The sequence below is a fragment of the Streptomyces sp. NPDC052236 genome (assembly GCF_044548015.1).
GTDB lineage: Bacteria > Actinomycetota > Actinomycetes > Streptomycetales > Streptomycetaceae > Streptomyces.
Map to the genome: position 1 here is coordinate 171,757 of NZ_JBIUBL010000005.1, position 16,467 is coordinate 188,223.

The following is a 16,467-nucleotide window of genomic DNA, read 5'->3' on the forward strand; positions in this document are numbered from 1 at the left end:
GCCCGGGCGCAGCGGTCCCCGGGGCGGCGCTAGGGTCGGGCGGACCGTGGAACCCGGGGCAGAAGGACGTAGAAGGACACCGCACATGCACACCCACCCGCCCAACACCTGGCCGGCGAACGAGCTCGAAGAGACGCTCGCCGCCTCCCTCGGCAACCCCTCCGCCGGCGGCCGGCTCGTCGAAGTGCTCGGCCGCAGCCGCATCTGGGTGCCGCTCCCCAACGGCGGCGGGCCCGACAGCCCCGATCTCGATCTCCCCACCATGGAGATCGACGGCGCCGCCTACGTCCCCGTCTTCAGCTCCGAGGAGCAGTACCTGCTCTGCGTCGGCAGCCATATCTCCTTCACCGTCGCGCCCGCCCGCGACTTCGCCCGCGGACTCCCCCCGCAGCTCGGCATCGCCGTCAACCCCGGCGGCGCGGTCGGCGCCCCCCTGCCGCCGCCCGCCGTCGCCGAGCTGTGCCGGGTGGGCCGTACGCCGCTCGACGGACCGACCACCGGCGGCCGGGTGCGGCTCTTCGAGCCCGACTGGCAGGAGGAACCCGTCGACTTCCTCGCCGCCGCGGCCGGGGAGTTCGAGTCCTCCGGCGTGGTGGAGAGCGCCCGCCGGGCGCTCGCGTCCATCGAGGGCGACCCGCCGACCCTGTTCATCGGTGTTCAGCTCAACTCCTGGGAGGCGGAGGAGCGCAACGCCCCGATGGACGCGCTCGGCAGGGCGCTGCACCGGGTACAGGTGGGCTGGCCCGTCAACCTCGTACTGCTGGATGTCGCGCAGGATCCCGTCGGCGAGTGGATGCTGGAGCGCGTGCGGCCCTTTTATCAACGACAGCACGCATAGTCGTCAGGGCAGTCAAGGCCGTCAGGGCCGTCAAGGCGTCAAGTCGATGTGCCGACTCCTGAATTAAGCTGGTTTGCTGTGCTGGATGCTGGATCGACGAGGGGCGGAACCCAGAGTGAGTGCGTCAGGCACTGCGGCGGCCGGGCAGGTCGAGCACATGCTGCGCCAGGTGACTCCCGGACGCTATGACGCGTACGAGGCGCTGCTGCACGCGCTCGCCGAGCCGGCCAGTGGCCAGATCTGGATGCTCCTCTGGCATGGCCAGGCCGGGTCGCCGGACGCCCAGTACGGGAACATGGAGGTCGACGGCGTCAATTACGCGCCCTGCGTCACCTCCGCCCAGGAACTCGCCGTCTCCGGCTGGAACCGTGCGCACGAAGTGGCCGCGGGCCGTGACATCGCCCGCGCCCTGTTCCCGGACCACTGGGGGATCTGGCTGAACCCGCATGCCCCGGGCGGCGGCGTCGGCATCCCGTGGCTGGATCTGCGCCGTATCGCCACCGGTCTCGACCGGATGCCGGCGGGACCGCTGCGACTGTCCGAACCAGCCATCGAAATCCCGCACTTCTACGGCCTGCTCTCGCAGAACGCCCACCGCACCCCCGCGGTCCGCTCGTTGCGCCGCGCCTGGGTACAGCCCGCGCTCGGTGCGCCGTATCTCGCCATCGGGCTGGATCTGTACGACACGAGCCACGCGTCGGTCGACGCGGTACGCGCCATGATGCGGCAGTCGATCGGCGCGGTTCCGGACGGACTTCCGGTCTCCACCGTCGCGATGTCCGACGACTACGACCCGGTGGCGATGTGGCTGCGGGCCAACTCCCGCCCGTTCTACGACCGCGACGCCCACGGCGGCGCACCGGCGGGCGGTGGCTACGGCTACCCGCCGCCGCACGGCCGCTGAGGTGGCTTGAATACGCCCCTTGGTGTAGACCTTTCGAGGGTCTTTCGTCCGATACGTCACGGATGGCCATCCGCTGAGCCGTTGGTGACGTCCGTATAACGGAAACCCCTCAACTCATCACGTTTGAGCAAACATTCCTCTGTGGGGCTGGCGGCTGATCACTTGACCGTTGAAGACTCCGCCACAAGGGGATATTCGTTCCCGCGTACGGAGCACTTCATGCGTGTTCGCCGTACAAGTGCACGACGTGCATCAGATGTTGTGAACAAAGCCGCTACAGCGGCGGGTACGGGCCGGTTACCTCCGGCCGAGAGGGGTCCCCACCACGATGACGGCACCATTGCACGACACGGGCACGGACGCGGAGAAGGCCGCGGCCGGCGATGTCGCGACGGATGTAGTCAAGAAGTCGGTAGAGGGGCGATCGCTGCGGCAGATCGCCTGGACTCGCCTGAAGCGGGACAAACTGGCGCTCACTGGCGGGATCGTCGTGGTCTTCCTGGTGCTCGTCGCGATCTTCGCGCCGTTGATTGTGAGCCTGCTCGGCCACCCGCCCAACGAGTTCCACCAGGACCAGATCGACCCGCTGTTCGGCACCCCCGCCGGTTCCTACGGCGGCATCAGTTCCGACTTCCTACTGGGAGTTGAGCCGCAGAACGGCCGCGACGTGTTCAGCCGCATCGTCTACGGCGCGCGGATCTCGCTGCTGGTGGCCTTCCTCGCGGCCATGGTGGCCGTCCTGCTCGGCACCATTTTCGGCATCGTCGCCGGCTACTTCGGCGGCTGGGTCGACTCGGTCATCAGCCGGGTGATGGACATGCTGCTGGCCTTCCCGCAGTTGCTCTTCATCATTTCGCTGGTCTCCGTGCTCCCCAGCGATCTGTTCGGCCTTACCGGCAGCAGCGTCCGTATCGCCGTCCTGGTCATGGTGATCGGCTTCTTCGGCTGGCCCTACGTGGGACGTATCGTGCGCGGCCAGACGCTCTCGCTGCGCGAGAAGGAGTACGTCGAGGCCGCCCGCAGCCTGGGCGCCGGTCGGCGCTATGTGCTCTTCAAGGAGCTGCTGCCCAACCTGGTCGCCCCGATCACCGTCTACACGACCCTGATGATCCCCACGAACATCCTCACCGAGGCGGCGCTCAGCTTCCTCGGCGCAGGCGTTCGGCCGCCGACCGCTTCCTGGGGTCAGATGCTCTCCAAGGCTGTGGAGTACTACAAGGAAGACCCGACGTTCATGGTCGTACCCGGCCTGGCGATCTTCGTGACGGTCCTGGCCTTCAACCTCTTCGGCGACGGCGTGCGGGACGCGCTCGACCCCAAGGGCACCCGTTGACGGCCACGGCCCCACCCCCTGCGGCACTGCCCGGCCGCGGACAACTGAACGCGCGCCTGCCACACAGGTCAGGCGGCTCCCCGATGGTTCCCCGGCAACAAGCCAAGGACCGCGCTACTCCGGAGGTTGCAGTAACAATGAAACCCCTACGTTCGTCGAGGAGCAGGCAGATCGCCGGTGCGGCGGTTGTCGTGGCATCTCTTATGTCCACCGCGGCGTGCGGTGGTGGCGACTCCAAGGATGAGGAGAGCGGCGGTGGCAAGGCCGCCGGGTACAACGCCGGTACGAAGGGTGTCGCCAACGCCTCCACCAAGGCGGGTGGCACGCTCAAGTTCATCGGCAAGCAGGACTTCGACTCCACCGACCCGCAGCGCCAGTACTACGGCATGGCCTGGGACTTCTCCCGGTTCTACGCGCGCCAACTGATCTCCTACGCGCCCAAGCCGGGCGCGGCCGGCGCCGAGCTCGTCCCGGACCTCGCCAAGGCGAACGGCAAGGTCACCAACGGCGGCAAGACGTACACGTACGAGCTGCGCGACGGGATCACCTGGGAGGACGGCACGCCGATCACCTCCAAGGACATCAAGTACGGCATTGAGCGCATCTGGGCCACGGACGTCATCACCGGCGGTCCCGGCTTCCTGCGGAATGTCCTCGACCCGAACGAGGAGTACAAGGGTCCCTACAAGGACGCGACGCCGGACAAGCTCGGCCTGAAGGCGATTCAGACGCCGAACGACAAGACCATTGTCTTCAACCTGGCGACGCCCAACGGTGACTTCGAGCAGATGCTCGCGATGCCGGCCGGCTCCCCGGTGAAGAAGGAGAAGGACACGGCGGGCAAGTACCAGCTCAAGCCGTTCTCCTCGGGCCCGTACAAGTTCGAGTCGTACTCGCCCAAGAAGGGCGCCGTCCTCGTCCGCAACGACAAGTGGACCAAGGCATCCGACCCGATCCGCCCCGCGCTGCCGGACAAGATCACGGTCACGGTCAACTCCAACCTTGAGGCGATCGACCAGCTGCTGATCAAGGGCGACTACGACGTCGACCTGAACGCCACGGGCATGACTCAGTCGGGTCGTACCACGGCGCTCAAGCAGCACAAGGACAACGTCGACAACATCGAGACCAGCTTCATCCGGTACGTCGACATCGCGACCAAGGTCGCGCCGTTCGACAACATCGAGTGCCGCAAGGCCGTCATCTACGCGGCCGACTACAAGTCGATGCAGACGGTCCGCGGCGGCCCGGACGCCGCCGGCGACATCGCCACGAACATGCTGCCCAAGGGCATCAAGGGCTCGGACGACTACGACCCGTACGGCATCCTGGCGCGCGACGGCAAGCCTGACGTCGCCAAGGCCAAGGACGCTCTGAAGAAGTGCGGCAAGCCCGCGGGCTTCTCCACCAACATCTCCGCCCGCGTCAACAACCCGGGTGAGGTCCAGACCGCCGAGGCGCTGCAGCAGTCCCTGCAGGCCGTCGGCATCAAGGCCCAGGTCGAGTCGATCGACGGCGCCGAGTCCTCCACCATCACCGGTTCTCCCGCGGTCGTGAAGCAGCGCGGTCTCGGTCTGGTCATGACCGGCTGGGGCCCGGACTTCCCGACCGGCCAGGGCTTCTCGCAGCCGCTGATCGACGGTCGCTTCATCGAGGCGAACGGCAACTACAACGTCTCCGAGACGAACGACCCGAAGATCAACAAGTTCTTCGACGACGCTCTCAAGGAGACCGACCCGGCGAAGGCCGGCGAGATCTACAAGCAGATGAACCACGCTGTCGCGGACCTCGCGGTCCAGATGCCGTTCATCTACGAGAAGAACTTCACCTGGCGCAGCTCGCGGCTGACGAACGCCTACTCCACGGCGGCGTACAACGGCCGCTACGACTACGTCTCGCTGGGCGTCGTCAAGTAGTCGTCGGTCAACCGTCACATGTGACGGGTTACGACACGTAACAACGAGTAACACCCCACCATCGCCCAACCCGCCAGTCCCGAAGGGCAGGTGATGGCCTCGGGCGGCGGCCCGGGGGACCCCGTAATCCGGGGATCTCCGGGCCGCCGCCGGGCCGCGCACAGTGCTTGCTTACATCATCCGGCGTTTGTTCGCCGTCGCCATGATGCTGCTGGTCGTCACGCTGACGACCTTCGTCATCTTCTTCGTACTCCCCAAGTGGGCCGGCTCCGACCCGGCGTATCTCTTCGCCGGCAAGCAGACCGACCCCGCCTCTATCGAGGGAATCCGGCAGAAGCTGGGCCTCGCCGACCCTGTGCTGGTGCAGTTCTGGCACTTCGTCCAAGGCCTGTTCGTCGGTCGGGACTACGCCAACGGCCCGGATGTCACGCACTGTCCGGCTCCCTGCTTCGGCTACTCCTTCCGCACCGAGCAGGCGGTTTGGCCGCAGCTCACCGAGGCCATTCCGGTCACCCTGTCGCTCGCGGCCGGCGCCTGCCTGCTCTGGGTCGTCGGCGGTGTCGCCGCCGGCGTCGTCTCGGCACTGCGCCGGGGCACCATCTGGGACCGCGCGGCGATGACCGTCGCGCTCGCAGGTGTCTCGCTTCCCATCTACTTCACCGGTCTGCTCTCGCTGGCCATCTTCAGCTACCAGCTGGACTGGATCAGCGGTGAGTTCGCTCAGTTCAGCGATGACCCGGCTCAGTGGTTCCAGACGCTGATCCTGCCGTGGATCACCCTCGCCTTCCTGTACGCGGCGATGTACGCCCGGCTCACCCGGGCCACCATGCTGGAGATAATGGGCGAGGACTACATCCGTACGGCCCGCGCCAAGGGCCTGACGGAGCGCGTCGTCATCGGGCGGCACGCGATGCGCTCGACCTGGACCCCGGTCCTGACGCTGCTGGGCCTGGACCTCGGCGCGCTGCTGGGCGGAGCGGTCCTGACCGAGTCGACGTACAACCTGCCCGGCCTCGGTCGGCTCGCCATCGACTCGATCAACACCAAGGACCTTCCGCTCATCCTGGGCGTCACCTTGATCGCGGCCATGTTCATCTGTGTCGCCAACCTCTTCGTGGACCTTCTCTACGCCGTCATCGACCCGCGAGTGAGGATCGGATGACCAACCTCGACAAGCCCGCCACCGGGGACCTCACCGGGGACCTCGCCGTGACCGGCACCGCACTGGGGGAGCCGGCCGCGGTCGGCTCCCCGGCCCCCACCGCCTTCCTCGAAGTACGCGACCTGAAGGTCCACTTCCCGACCGACGACGGGCTGGTCAAGTCCGTCGACGGGCTCAGCTTCCAGCTGGAGAAGGGCAAGACCCTCGGCATCGTCGGCGAGTCCGGCTCCGGGAAGTCCGTCACCTCGCTCGGCATCATGGGCCTGCACACGGCGGGCCAGTACGGCCGCCGCAAGGCGCAGATCTCCGGCGAGGTCTGGCTGGACGGCCAGGAGCTGCTGGGCGCCGACCCGGAGACGGTGCGCAAGCTGCGCGGGCGCGAGATGGCGATGATCTTCCAGGATCCGCTGTCCGCGCTCCACCCGTACTACACGATCGGACGCCAGATCATCGAGGCGTACCAGGTCCACCACAAAGTCGACAAGAAGATCGCGCGCAAGCGGGCGATCGAGCTGCTCGACCGGGTGGGCATCCCGCAGCCCGACAAGCGGGTGGACAACTATGCGCACGAGTTCTCCGGCGGTATGCGCCAGCGCGCGATGATCGCGATGTCGCTGGTCAACAACCCCGAGCTGCTGATCGCCGACGAGCCGACGACCGCGCTGGACGTCACCGTCCAGGCGCAGATCCTGGACCTCATCCGGGATCTGCAGAAGGAGTTCGGCTCCGCGGTCATCGTCATCACGCACGACTTGGGCGTCGTCGCCGAGCTGGCGGACGACATCCTGGTGATGTACGGCGGCCGGTGCGTCGAGCGCGGTCCCGCCGAGCAGGTCTTCTACGAGCCCCAGCACCCGTACACCTGGGGCCTGCTGGGCTCGATGCCGCGCATCGACCGGGACCAGACCGAGCGCCTCATCCCGGTCAAGGGTTCCCCGCCCAGCCTCATCAACGTCCCCCAGGGCTGTGCCTTCAACCCGCGGTGCACGTACGCCGATGTGCCCAAGGACAACCTGACGCGCACCGTCCGCCCCGATCTCCGCGAGGTCGGCAGCCGGCACTTCTCCGCCTGCCACATGTCGCAGGACGAGCGGACGCGGATCTGGACCGAAGAGATTGCGCCCAAGCTGTGAGTGAGAACGACGTGAAGAACCCGGAGTCCGCGCCCGCCGCTTCGCCGGCCGCGCCCGACGCGTTGCTGAAGGTCGAGGGCCTGGTCAAGCACTTCCCCATCAAGAAGGGGCTGCTGCGGCGGTCGGCCGGGGCGGTCCAGGCGGTCGACGGGCTGACCTTTGACGTCCGTTCGGGGGAGACCCTGGGCGTGGTGGGCGAGTCGGGCTGCGGCAAGTCGACGATGGGCCGGCTGATCACCCGGCTGCTCGAACCGACCGCCGGGAAGATCGAGTTCCAGGGCCACGACATCTCGCACCTGGGCGTGGGCAAGATGCGCCCGCTGCGGCGTGACGTCCAGATGATCTTCCAGGATCCGTACTCCTCGCTGAACCCGCGCCACACGATCGGCACGATCGTCTCGGCGCCGTTCAAGCTCCAGGGCGTCGCGCCGGAGGGCGGAATCAAGAAGGAGGTCCAGCGGCTGCTGGAGCTGGTGGGCCTCAACCCCGAGCACTACAACCGGTACCCGCACGAGTTCTCGGGCGGCCAGCGCCAGCGCATCGGCATCGCGCGCGCGCTCGCGCTCAAGCCGAAGCTGGTCGTCGCGGACGAGCCGGTGTCGGCGCTGGACGTCTCGATCCAGGCGCAGGTGGTGAACCTGCTGGACGACCTCCAGGACGAGCTGGGCCTGACGTACGTGATCATCGCCCACGACCTGTCGGTGATCCGCCATGTGTCGGACCGCATCGCGGTGATGTACCTGGGCAAGATCGTGGAGCTGGCGGACCGCAAATCGCTGTACGAGGCGCCGATGCACCCGTACACCAAGGCCCTGATGTCGGCGGTGCCGGTGCCGGACCCGAGGCGGCGGGGGGTGAAGAGCGACCGGATCCTGCTCAAGGGGGATGTCCCGTCGCCGATCTCACCGCCGACGGGGTGCCGGTTCCACACGCGGTGCTGGAAGGCGACGGAGATCTGCAAGACGCAGGAACCGCCGCTGCTCGAACTGAAGCCGGGCCAGCAGGTGGCCTGCCACCACCCGGAGAACGCGGCGGACCAGGCCCCGGAGGAGGGCGAGGTACTGGCGTCGGCGCGGGAGGCGATCGAGATAGTGACGGCTACGCCGAAGTCGGCGGAGCCGACGGTGACCAAGGCGGAAGCCGCGGAGACCGGCGGCGAGTCCGAAGGCTCGGAGGGCAGCCCCAAGATCAAGGAGTAGAACCGGCACAATCGTCCGGTGCTCCATGAACTCTTCACGCCCTCCGTCCAGCACGCGCTCGACCTCGCCGGGATCTTCGTTTTCGCGATCTCCGGCGCACTGCTCGCCGTACGCAAGAACTTCGACGTCTTCGGCATCGCGGTGCTCGCCGAGGTCACCGCGCTGGGCGGAGGGCTGCTGCGTGACCTGATCATCGGAGCGGTCCCGCCCGCCGCTTTCACCGACCTCGGGTACTTTCTCACCCCCCTGGTCGCGACCGTCCTGGTCTTCTTCCTGCACCCGCACGTCGAACGCATCCAGACAGGCGTCAATGTCTTCGACGCCGCCGGCCTCGGCCTGTTCTGCGTCACCGGCACCACCAAGGCGTACGAGTACGGGCTCGGCCTCACCTTCGCCGTGGTGCTCGGACTGGCCACCGCCGTCGGCGGCGGTGTGCTGCGGGACGTGCTGGCCAACGAGGTGCCCTCGCTGCTGCGCTGGGACCGTGACCTCTACGCCGTACCCGCCCTCGTCGGCGCGACGCTGGTGGCGCTGTGCATCCAGTTCGACATGCTCAACGCGGCCACCAGCGGTCTCGCCGCGGTGACCGCGTTCGTGCTGCGGCTGCTCGCGATGCGCTTCCACTGGCGCGCACCGCGGGCCTGGAACCGGCGCTCGGCGACCACCGAAGAAAAAGCTACCGCTCAGTAGTTCGACGTTGTACCGTTCAGCCATGGCTGAGGCGACAGAGGCAGTACGGGCATTCCAGGCAGTGCAGGCAGTGCAGGCAGTACAGACCATCCAGGCGACCATCGGCGACAGCGAGTTCGACCGCGACACCGCCGTCACTCTTCGCTCGCCCGGCGTCTACGACGTGGAGCTCTCGGCGGGCTGGACGATCCTGCACGCCGTCAACGGCGGCTACCTGCTGGCCCTGCTCGGCCGCGCGCTCGGCGACGCCCTCCCGCACCCCGACCCGTTCACGGTCTCGGCGCACTACCTCACCGCCTCCCAGCCGGGCCCCGCCGTCATCCGTACCGAGGTCGTCCGCGCGGGCCGCACCCTCTCCACCGGCCAGGCGGCCCTCTTCCAGTACGCGGACGACGGCACCGAGGTCGAGCGCATCCGCGTCCTCGCCTCGTACGGAGACCTGGCCGCGCTGCCCGACGACGTACGCACCACGGCGCAGCCGCCCGCCATGCCGGACCGGCAGCACTGCCTCGGCCCGTCCGACGGCCCCGCGCCTGAGATCGAGGGCAGCTCCGCGATCACCGAGCGCATCGACATCAAGCTCGACCCGGCGACCGTCGGCTGGGCGGTCGGCGCGCCCTCCGGCAAGGGCGAGATGCGCGGCTGGTTCGCCCTCGCGGACGGCCGCGACGCGGACCCGCTCTCGCTGCTGCTCACGGTCGACGCGCTCCCGCCGACCTCGTTCGAGCTGGGCCTGAAGGGCTGGACCCCCACGGTCGAGCTCACCGCCCACATCCGCTGCCGCCCGGCCCCGGGGCCGTTGCGGGTCTTCCTCACGACCCGTAACCTCGCAGGCGGCTTCCTGGAGGAGGACGCCGAGGTCTGGGACAGCGCGGACCGTCTGGTGGCTCAGTCCCGCCAGCTGGCGAAGGCCCCGCGCGGCTGACCGGGCCGTTTGCGGAAAGCGGGTTCACCCCCAACGGAGTGGCCTCCTTCGTCCTCGGGCTTGTCGGCCTGCTCGTGATGAACGTCCTGCTCGGCCCGATCGCCGTGGTCCTGGCGGCCATCGCCCTCAGGCGCGGCACCGCACGCCGCGGCCGGGCCCTGCTCGGACTGGCCCTGGGCGTGGCCGACCTGGCCGTTCTCGCCGTACTCCTCACGGTCAACGACGCGGTCGCCTGGTCCTTCGGCGGCTGACGGAGGCTTGCTGCGGCTGACCGAACGGGAGCCGCGCACACGTCCCCGTACGAACCTCGTACGGCTCTCCTACGCCCGTGCACCCCTCCTGCACCCCTGCGCCGCCCCGCGCCCCCGCCATGCCTCGTAGAATCGAGGCCACCATGGCTTACCTCGACCACGCTGCGACCACGCCCATGCTGCCGGAGGCGGTCGAGGCGATGACCGCGCAGCTCACCGTGACCGGCAACGCCTCCGCGCTGCACGCCGCCGGGCGTCGCGCCCGCCGCGCCGTCGAGGAGGCCCGCGAACTGCTCGCCGAGGCGCTCGGCGCACGGCCCAGCGAGGTGGTCTTCACCGCCGGCGGCACCGAGGCCGACAACCTCGCCGTGAAGGGCCTGTACTGGTCCAGACGCGGCGCCGACCCGGCCAGGACCCGGGTTCTGGCCAGCCCCGTCGAGCACCACGCCGTCCTCGACGCCGTGGACTGGCTCGGCGAGCACGAGGGCGCGACGGTGGAGTACCTGCCGGTCGACGCGTACGGGCGGGTGCACCCGGGCGCGCTGCGCGAGGCCATCGAGCGCAACCCCGACGATGTCGCGCTCGCCAGCGTGATGTGGGCCAACAACGAGATCGGCACGGTCATGCCGGTCGCCGGCCTCTCCGCAGTGGCGGCGGAGTTCGGCGTTCCGCTGCACGCCGACGCGGTCCAGGCCTTCGGCCAGCTCGACGTGGACTTCGCCGCGTCGGGGCTTGCCGCCATGACCGTCTCCGGGCACAAGATCGGCGGCCCGTACGGCATCGGCGCGCTGCTGCTGGGCCGGCAGTACAGCCCGGTCCCCGTCCTGCACGGCGGCGGCCAGGAACGCCACGTACGCTCCGGCACCCTCGACGCCCCCGCGATCGCCGCGTTCGCCGTGGCGGGCCACCTCGCGGCCCAGCGGCGCGAGGACTTCGCCCGCGAGATCGGCGGACTGCGCGACGAACTGGTCCAGGCCGTACGTACGGCAGTCCCGGACGCGATCCTCGGCGGCGACCCGGACGACCGCCTCCCCGCCAACGCCCACTTCACCTTCCCCGGCTGCGAGGGCGACTCGCTGCTCCTGCTGCTGGACGCGCAGGGCATCGAGTGCTCCACGGGCTCGGCGTGCACGGCGGGGGTCGCCCAGCCCAGCCACGTCCTGCTGGCGGCAGGAGCGGACCCGGACCTGGCCCGGGGCACGCTGCGCTTCAGCCTCGGCCATACGTCGACCAAGGCGGATGTGGAGGCGGTCGCGGAGGCGATAGGCCCGGCGGTGGACCGGGCGCGTACGGCGGGACTCAGCTAGCGCTTTTCGCCGCCGCTTCCGCCGACTCGGCCTCCGCCTGCTCCTTGCGCGCGGCCGGGGCGGCCTTCGCCACGAGCGCGATATAGCGGTTCCAGTCCCAGTGCGGCCCGGGGTCGGTGTGGTCCGTCCCCGGCACCTCCACATGGCCGATGATGTGCTCGCGGTCCACCGGTATGTCGTAGCGCGCGCATATGCCCGCGGTGAGCCTGGCCGACGAGGCGTACATCGCGGTCGTGAAACCGGCCGGCTTGTCCACGAACCCCTCGTGCTCGATGCCGATGCTGCGTTCGTTGTACGAGCGGTTCCCGGCGTGGAAGGCCACATCCAGCTCGCGGATCATCTGCGCCACATGGCCGTCCTTGCGTACGACGTAGTGTGTGGCCGCCCCGTGCCCGGGGTTCTTGAAGACCTTGAGCGCCGTCGGGTAGCTGCCCTGGACGACATGGATGATCACGCGGTCGATGCGGTAGTCGTCGGGCCGGTCGGCGAGCCGCCAGTTCGCCCGGGACGCGGCGGTCCACTCCGCGTCCCTGTGATCGAGCTCACCCTCGTTGCGCTCCTTGGTGATCCCGGGCGCCTTCCACCAGAGGCGCTCCAACTCGTCCTTGGCCAGAACGCCACCGCCCACGACGGCGACTCCGCCGCCGATCAGCAAGGCGCGCCGACTGACTCCGCGCCCGCTGTCGCTTTTGTCGCTGCCGTGCTTCGATTCGCTCCCCATGCGATGCTCAACGCTTACTCGCGAGCTTTCGGTTCCCCGCGCCCCGTACCCTGGTAGCGCTATGACTCACACTTCTCCTCAGCGCCCCCTCCGCGTGCTCGCCGCCATGTCGGGCGGCGTGGACTCCGCCGTCGCCGCCGCCCGCGCCGCCGAGGCGGGCCACGATGTCACCGGTGTGCACCTGGCGCTCTCCGCGAACCCGCAGTCCTTCCGTACGGGCGCGCGCGGCTGCTGCACCATCGAGGACTCCCGCGACGCGAGCCGTGCCGCGGATGTCATCGGCATTCCCTACTACGTCTGGGATCTCGCCGAACGCTTCCGCGAGGACGTGGTCGAGGACTTCGTCGCGGAGTACGAGGCGGGCCGCACGCCCAATCCGTGCCTGCGCTGCAACGAGAAGATCAAGTTCGCGGCGCTGCTGGACAAGGCGCTCGCGCTCGGCTTCGACGCGGTGTGCACCGGCCACTACGCCACGGTCGTGACGGCGGCGGACGGCAGCCGCGAGCTGCACCGCGCCAGCGACATGGCCAAGGACCAGTCGTACGTCCTGGGCGTACTGGACGAGCGCCAGCTCGCGCACGCGATGTTCCCGCTGGGCGACACCCTCACCACGAAGGGCGAAATCCGCGAAGAGGCGGAGCGCAGGGGCCTCGCGGTCGCCAAGAAGCCCGACAGCCACGACATCTGCTTCATCGCGGACGGCGACACCCAGGGGTTCCTGGCGAACCGGCTGGGCACGGCGGAGGGCGACATCGTCGACGAGTCGGGCACGAAGGTGGGCAGCCACGACGGAGCCTTCGGCTTCACGATCGGCCAGCGCAAGGGCCTCCGCATCGGCCACCCGGCGGCGGACGGCAAGCCGCGCTACGTGCTGGACATCTCTCCGGTGAACAACACGGTGACGGTCGGCCCGGTGGAGGCGCTGGACGTGACGGCTCTGACGGGGATCAAGCCCCGCTGGTGCGGGACGGCTCCGGCGGGCCCGGGGACGTACACGGCGCAGCTGCGCGCCCACGGCGGCGAGACGGAGGTCTCCGCCGAGCTGGTCGACGGCGAACTGCGCGTCTCCTTCGCGGAGCCGGTCCGCGGTGTCGCACCCGGCCAGGCGATCGTCCTGTACGACGGCACCCGGGTGGTCGGCTCGGCGACGATCGCGACGACGGAGCGGGCGACGGCGTCAGCGGTCTGACCCACGGGTCCCGCTCGCGTGCACCGGCCCAGCCCTGGTGGCCCCGGGCCGGCCTGCCTCGACATCTTCGTGAAGAGCAGCGCGGGAACGAGGTCCAAGGCATGGGCCGAAACGGCTCCGCGAACGGCGTCGCCCAATGGCTCCCAGCACGCCAAGTTCGGGCGAACCGTCAGGTTTCGATCATAGTAAGCGTCATCTTTGACCGAACATAACCTTGGTTTGCCTCCTCTTGTACGTGGCTTGTCCTGGCGATAGCGGACGAGGTCGAAAGATAGAGGTCAGCACCCGCCGGGTGACTGACCTCTCAGGAGCTGGCTCATGCCCCGCCGTGTTCGCAGGCCTATCACCCTCACCGTCGGCGGCCGCGCTGCGGATTCGCCCGGTGAGACGGGTGCCTGCTTAGAGGCCGTGGCACAAGCTGCTTGTCCTCGTCGTCGCCACACACCCTCTGGCTGATCACGGAACACCCTTCCCCGGCGATGCCCGGGGCAGGTTCCGTACGCCCACGCGCCGGGACGACGCGAAATTTCCCCAGCCTTGGTCAGCTGCTCTGTCATGCGCTGTCCCGCCGGATCGGCATGTCCACAACGGAGACATGCCACCGGCTTCCCCAACCATCATTTCTTTGAGGTGTATTCAACATGTCGCCGAAGCTCATACGTATGGCTGCGATAGCCGGAGTCGCCACCCTCACGGTATTCGCGGCCACATCCTGCGGCACCAGTGACAACAGCAGTGATGCGAAGGCGGATTCGACCCCCGCCGCGCACGCGTCCGCCTCGCCCCAGTCCAAAGACAAGCCAAAGGGCGCCCACTGGAGTTACGAAGGAGCTGCCGGGCCGGCGAACTGGGCCACCCTCGAAGAGGATTTCGAGGCCTGCGAGACAGGCCGTGAGCAGTCTCCGGTGGACCTGACCGAAGGCGCCGCAGTCGCGGTCAACAAGGGGATCACCGTCGACTACAGACCGGTGACCGCCGAACTGGTGAACAACGGCCACACGGTGCAGGCCACCGTTTCGGCGGGAAGCAGGATTGTCATTGACGGCGTTTCCTACGATTTGAAGCAGTTCCACTTTCACCTTCCGAGCGAGCACACCGAGGACGGCCACCACGCCGCGATGGAGATGCATTTCGTCCACTCCGACAAGAAGGGCAACCTCGCCGTCCTGGGCGTCTTGATGGAGGAGAAGACCGGCACCTCCGCGTTCGGGGACCTCTGGAAGAAACTGCCGGCCGAGGAAGGCGGCACGGCGAAGATCACTGAGGCGATCGACCTGACCAAGTTCCTGCCCGGCGACCGCGACCAGTACCGCTACGAAGGCTCGCTCACCACCCCGCCCTGCGCGGAGGGCGTCAAGTGGACCGTTCTCAAGGACCCGGTCCAGGTCTCTCCGGCCGAGACCGCCAAGTACCGCGAGCTGTTCCCGAAGAGCAACCGCCCGGTCCAGCCCCTGAACGACCGAAAGCTCACCGTCGTGGAGGACTGAGCGTGAACTGACCGTGAGGAGGTGACGCGGTTCCGCCCGGCCTTCCCGCATTCGACAGGTGGCCTGCTCGCTGACGGTGAGCAGGCCACTCCGTGGTTCAGCCGGTGCCGACGTCTCCGGCCACCTCGGCTGGGCGCTCAGCTGGTGAAGAACTCCGTCAGCGCCGGTGCCAGCACCTGCGGAGCCACCTCATGCGTCTGGCCGGTCAGCGTGTGGTGCCGGCCGCGCGGGACCGTGTTGGCCACCACGTGCGCCGCCTCCCGCATCCACGCCGGGCTCGCGCCGCCGTCGAGGATCAGGACGCGTTGGGTGACCGAGGTCAGCACGCACACCGGCACCTGTCCGCTGCCCATCACCTCGTCGTCGTAGACGAGCGTGTGCGCCACCGCCTCCAGGCCCGCCCACATCGGGGCCCGACGCATCCCGTCGAGTGCCTCCTGAGGCGTCCCGACCCTCCTCAGGAAGAGCGCGAGCGCATCGCCGGGCCGCCCCCGGGCGACCAGCTCGCGCAGTTCGCTGCCGTACGTCGTCGGCGGCGCGTCCAGGTGGAACGGCGGCTCGTAGACAGAGAGCTGAGTGATCGGCAGCCCGGAGGCCGCCGCCCTCAGCGCCAGTACCGCGCCCGAGGATATGCCGTGTACCGACGCCCTGCCGCCCGCCGCCGCGATCACCGCCGCGAGGTCCTCGATCTCGCGCTCCACCGCGTACGGAGCGGTGTCACCGCTCGCGCCGCGTCCCCGCCGGTCGTACGTGTACACGGTGAACCGGGAGGCGAGCCGCGCGGCCAGCGGCGCGTCCGTCGCCGCCGTGCACAGGGCGCCGCCGACCAGCACCACCGGTGGGCCGTCGCCCTGTTCCTCGTACGCGATGAACGTGCCGTCTCCCGACTTCGTCTTGTTCGCCATAAGAGGGGAGACTCGTGGCCGTCGCGGAACTCATCGCGCCGCGAGCAGAATTCTGAAGATTCCTACGTCAGTCCTGGACGACCTCGGTGTCGTAGAAGCAGAAATGGTCCTTGATCTCGGCGACCTCCGCCTTCGGCTCGGGGTACGCCCACACCAGATCGGCCGCGTCCGGCAGCGACCAGTAATCGGCGTCGCCCTTGAACGGGCAGTGCGTGTGCGTGTCCGACGGCGTGAGGAGATCCGTGCGTACGTCGGCGGGCGGGAGGTAGTAGCGAACGGGCAGCCCGGTCTCGCGCAGCAGCAGCGGGCGTCGGCTCTCCGCGAGGAGTAGTCCGTCGTGCACGACGCGTACATGGTCGGTGCCCTGCTCCACCGTGATGCGGTGGCCCTTGTGTGTCTCTGTCATGACTGTCGGAATCCTTTCGGTGATGACCGCGATGGCCCTCCTTGGTGCAGCGTCAGAAGCTGGCCGATTCTTCCGGCTGTCGGAGCCGGACCGTACCGTAG

General features: G+C 68.8%; 16 protein-coding genes. 13 read left to right on the forward strand and 3 right to left on the reverse strand.

The window, feature by feature from the left end:
* The first annotated feature begins 85 nt into the window (after positions 1-85).
* The 11 genes from ACIHCQ_RS11305 (at position 86) to ACIHCQ_RS11355 (ending at position 11,658) form a co-directional block, all read left to right on the forward strand.
* Positions 86-838: an enhanced serine sensitivity protein SseB gene (locus ACIHCQ_RS11305; RefSeq protein ID WP_399660472.1), complete on the forward strand. Its 753-nt coding sequence runs from the start codon at positions 86-88 to the stop codon at positions 836-838.
* A gap of 115 nt (positions 839-953) precedes the next feature.
* On the forward strand, positions 954-1,742 hold the full coding sequence (locus tag ACIHCQ_RS11310; RefSeq protein ID WP_399660474.1) for an enhanced serine sensitivity protein SseB C-terminal domain-containing protein: 789 nt from the start codon (positions 954-956) through the stop codon (positions 1,740-1,742).
* 328 nt (positions 1,743-2,070) lie between these two features.
* Positions 2,071-3,075, forward strand: coding sequence for an ABC transporter permease (locus ACIHCQ_RS11315; RefSeq protein WP_399660477.1), 1,005 nt, complete (start codon positions 2,071-2,073; stop codon positions 3,073-3,075).
* Between the two features lie 137 nt (positions 3,076-3,212).
* Positions 3,213-4,991 carry an ABC transporter substrate-binding protein gene (locus ACIHCQ_RS11320; RefSeq protein WP_399660479.1) on the forward strand — a complete coding sequence of 593 codons (1,779 nt, stop codon included), beginning with the start codon at positions 3,213-3,215 and terminating at the stop codon, positions 4,989-4,991.
* A 163-nt stretch (positions 4,992-5,154) separates the two neighbouring features.
* Positions 5,155-6,153 (forward strand): ABC transporter permease, encoded by a 999-nt coding sequence (locus ACIHCQ_RS11325; protein WP_399660481.1) that lies wholly within the window; start codon positions 5,155-5,157, stop codon positions 6,151-6,153.
* The gene (locus ACIHCQ_RS11330) at positions 6,150-7,286 is read left to right on the forward strand and encodes an ABC transporter ATP-binding protein (protein WP_399660484.1); all 1,137 of its coding nucleotides are present in this window, start codon (positions 6,150-6,152) and stop codon (positions 7,284-7,286) included. Before ACIHCQ_RS11325 ends, ACIHCQ_RS11330 begins: the two co-directional genes overlap by 4 nt.
* Positions 7,283-8,485 carry an ABC transporter ATP-binding protein gene (locus ACIHCQ_RS11335; RefSeq protein WP_399660487.1) on the forward strand — a complete coding sequence of 401 codons (1,203 nt, stop codon included), beginning with the start codon at positions 7,283-7,285 and terminating at the stop codon, positions 8,483-8,485. Before ACIHCQ_RS11330 ends, ACIHCQ_RS11335 begins: the two co-directional genes overlap by 4 nt.
* An 18-nt stretch (positions 8,486-8,503) precedes the next feature.
* Entirely contained in the window at positions 8,504-9,175 is a 672-nt protein-coding gene (locus ACIHCQ_RS11340) for a trimeric intracellular cation channel family protein (protein WP_399660489.1), read from the forward strand.
* A 22-nt stretch (positions 9,176-9,197) separates the two neighbouring features.
* Positions 9,198-10,100: a thioesterase family protein gene (locus tag ACIHCQ_RS11345; protein ID WP_399660492.1), complete on the forward strand. Its 903-nt coding sequence runs from the start codon at positions 9,198-9,200 to the stop codon at positions 10,098-10,100.
* Positions 10,097-10,351, forward strand: coding sequence for a DUF4190 domain-containing protein (locus tag ACIHCQ_RS11350; RefSeq protein WP_399660886.1), 255 nt, complete (start codon positions 10,097-10,099; stop codon positions 10,349-10,351). The genes ACIHCQ_RS11345 and ACIHCQ_RS11350 overlap by 4 nt, the downstream gene beginning before the upstream one ends.
* A gap of 143 nt (positions 10,352-10,494) precedes the next feature.
* The gene (locus tag ACIHCQ_RS11355) at positions 10,495-11,658 is read left to right on the forward strand and encodes a cysteine desulfurase family protein (RefSeq protein ID WP_399660494.1); all 1,164 of its coding nucleotides are present in this window, start codon (positions 10,495-10,497) and stop codon (positions 11,656-11,658) included.
* Here ACIHCQ_RS11355 and ACIHCQ_RS11360 read toward each other — a convergent pair.
* A complete protein-coding gene (locus ACIHCQ_RS11360; protein WP_399660498.1) occupies positions 11,651-12,379 on the reverse strand; it encodes an N-acetylmuramoyl-L-alanine amidase in 729 nt (242 codons plus the stop codon). The genes ACIHCQ_RS11355 and ACIHCQ_RS11360 overlap by 8 nt on opposite strands.
* 61 nt (positions 12,380-12,440) lie before the next feature.
* On the opposite strand from ACIHCQ_RS11360, the gene mnmA reads away from it, so the two are divergent.
* Both mnmA and ACIHCQ_RS11370 read left to right on the forward strand, forming a co-directional pair.
* Positions 12,441-13,568, forward strand: coding sequence for a tRNA 2-thiouridine(34) synthase MnmA (gene mnmA / locus ACIHCQ_RS11365; protein ID WP_399660500.1), 1,128 nt, complete (start codon positions 12,441-12,443; stop codon positions 13,566-13,568).
* A gap of 662 nt (positions 13,569-14,230) precedes the next feature.
* Positions 14,231-15,055: a carbonic anhydrase gene (locus ACIHCQ_RS11370; RefSeq protein WP_399660502.1), complete on the forward strand. Its 825-nt coding sequence runs from the start codon at positions 14,231-14,233 to the stop codon at positions 15,053-15,055.
* A gap of 137 nt (positions 15,056-15,192) precedes the next feature.
* On the opposite strand, the gene ACIHCQ_RS11375 is transcribed toward ACIHCQ_RS11370, so the two are convergent.
* Entirely contained in the window at positions 15,193-15,960 is a 768-nt protein-coding gene (locus ACIHCQ_RS11375) for an alpha/beta fold hydrolase (RefSeq protein ID WP_399660504.1), read from the reverse strand.
* 67 nt (positions 15,961-16,027) lie between these two features.
* Entirely contained in the window at positions 16,028-16,366 is a 339-nt protein-coding gene (locus ACIHCQ_RS11380) for a DUF427 domain-containing protein (RefSeq protein ID WP_399660507.1), read from the reverse strand.
* Positions 16,367-16,467: the final 101 nt, after the last annotated feature.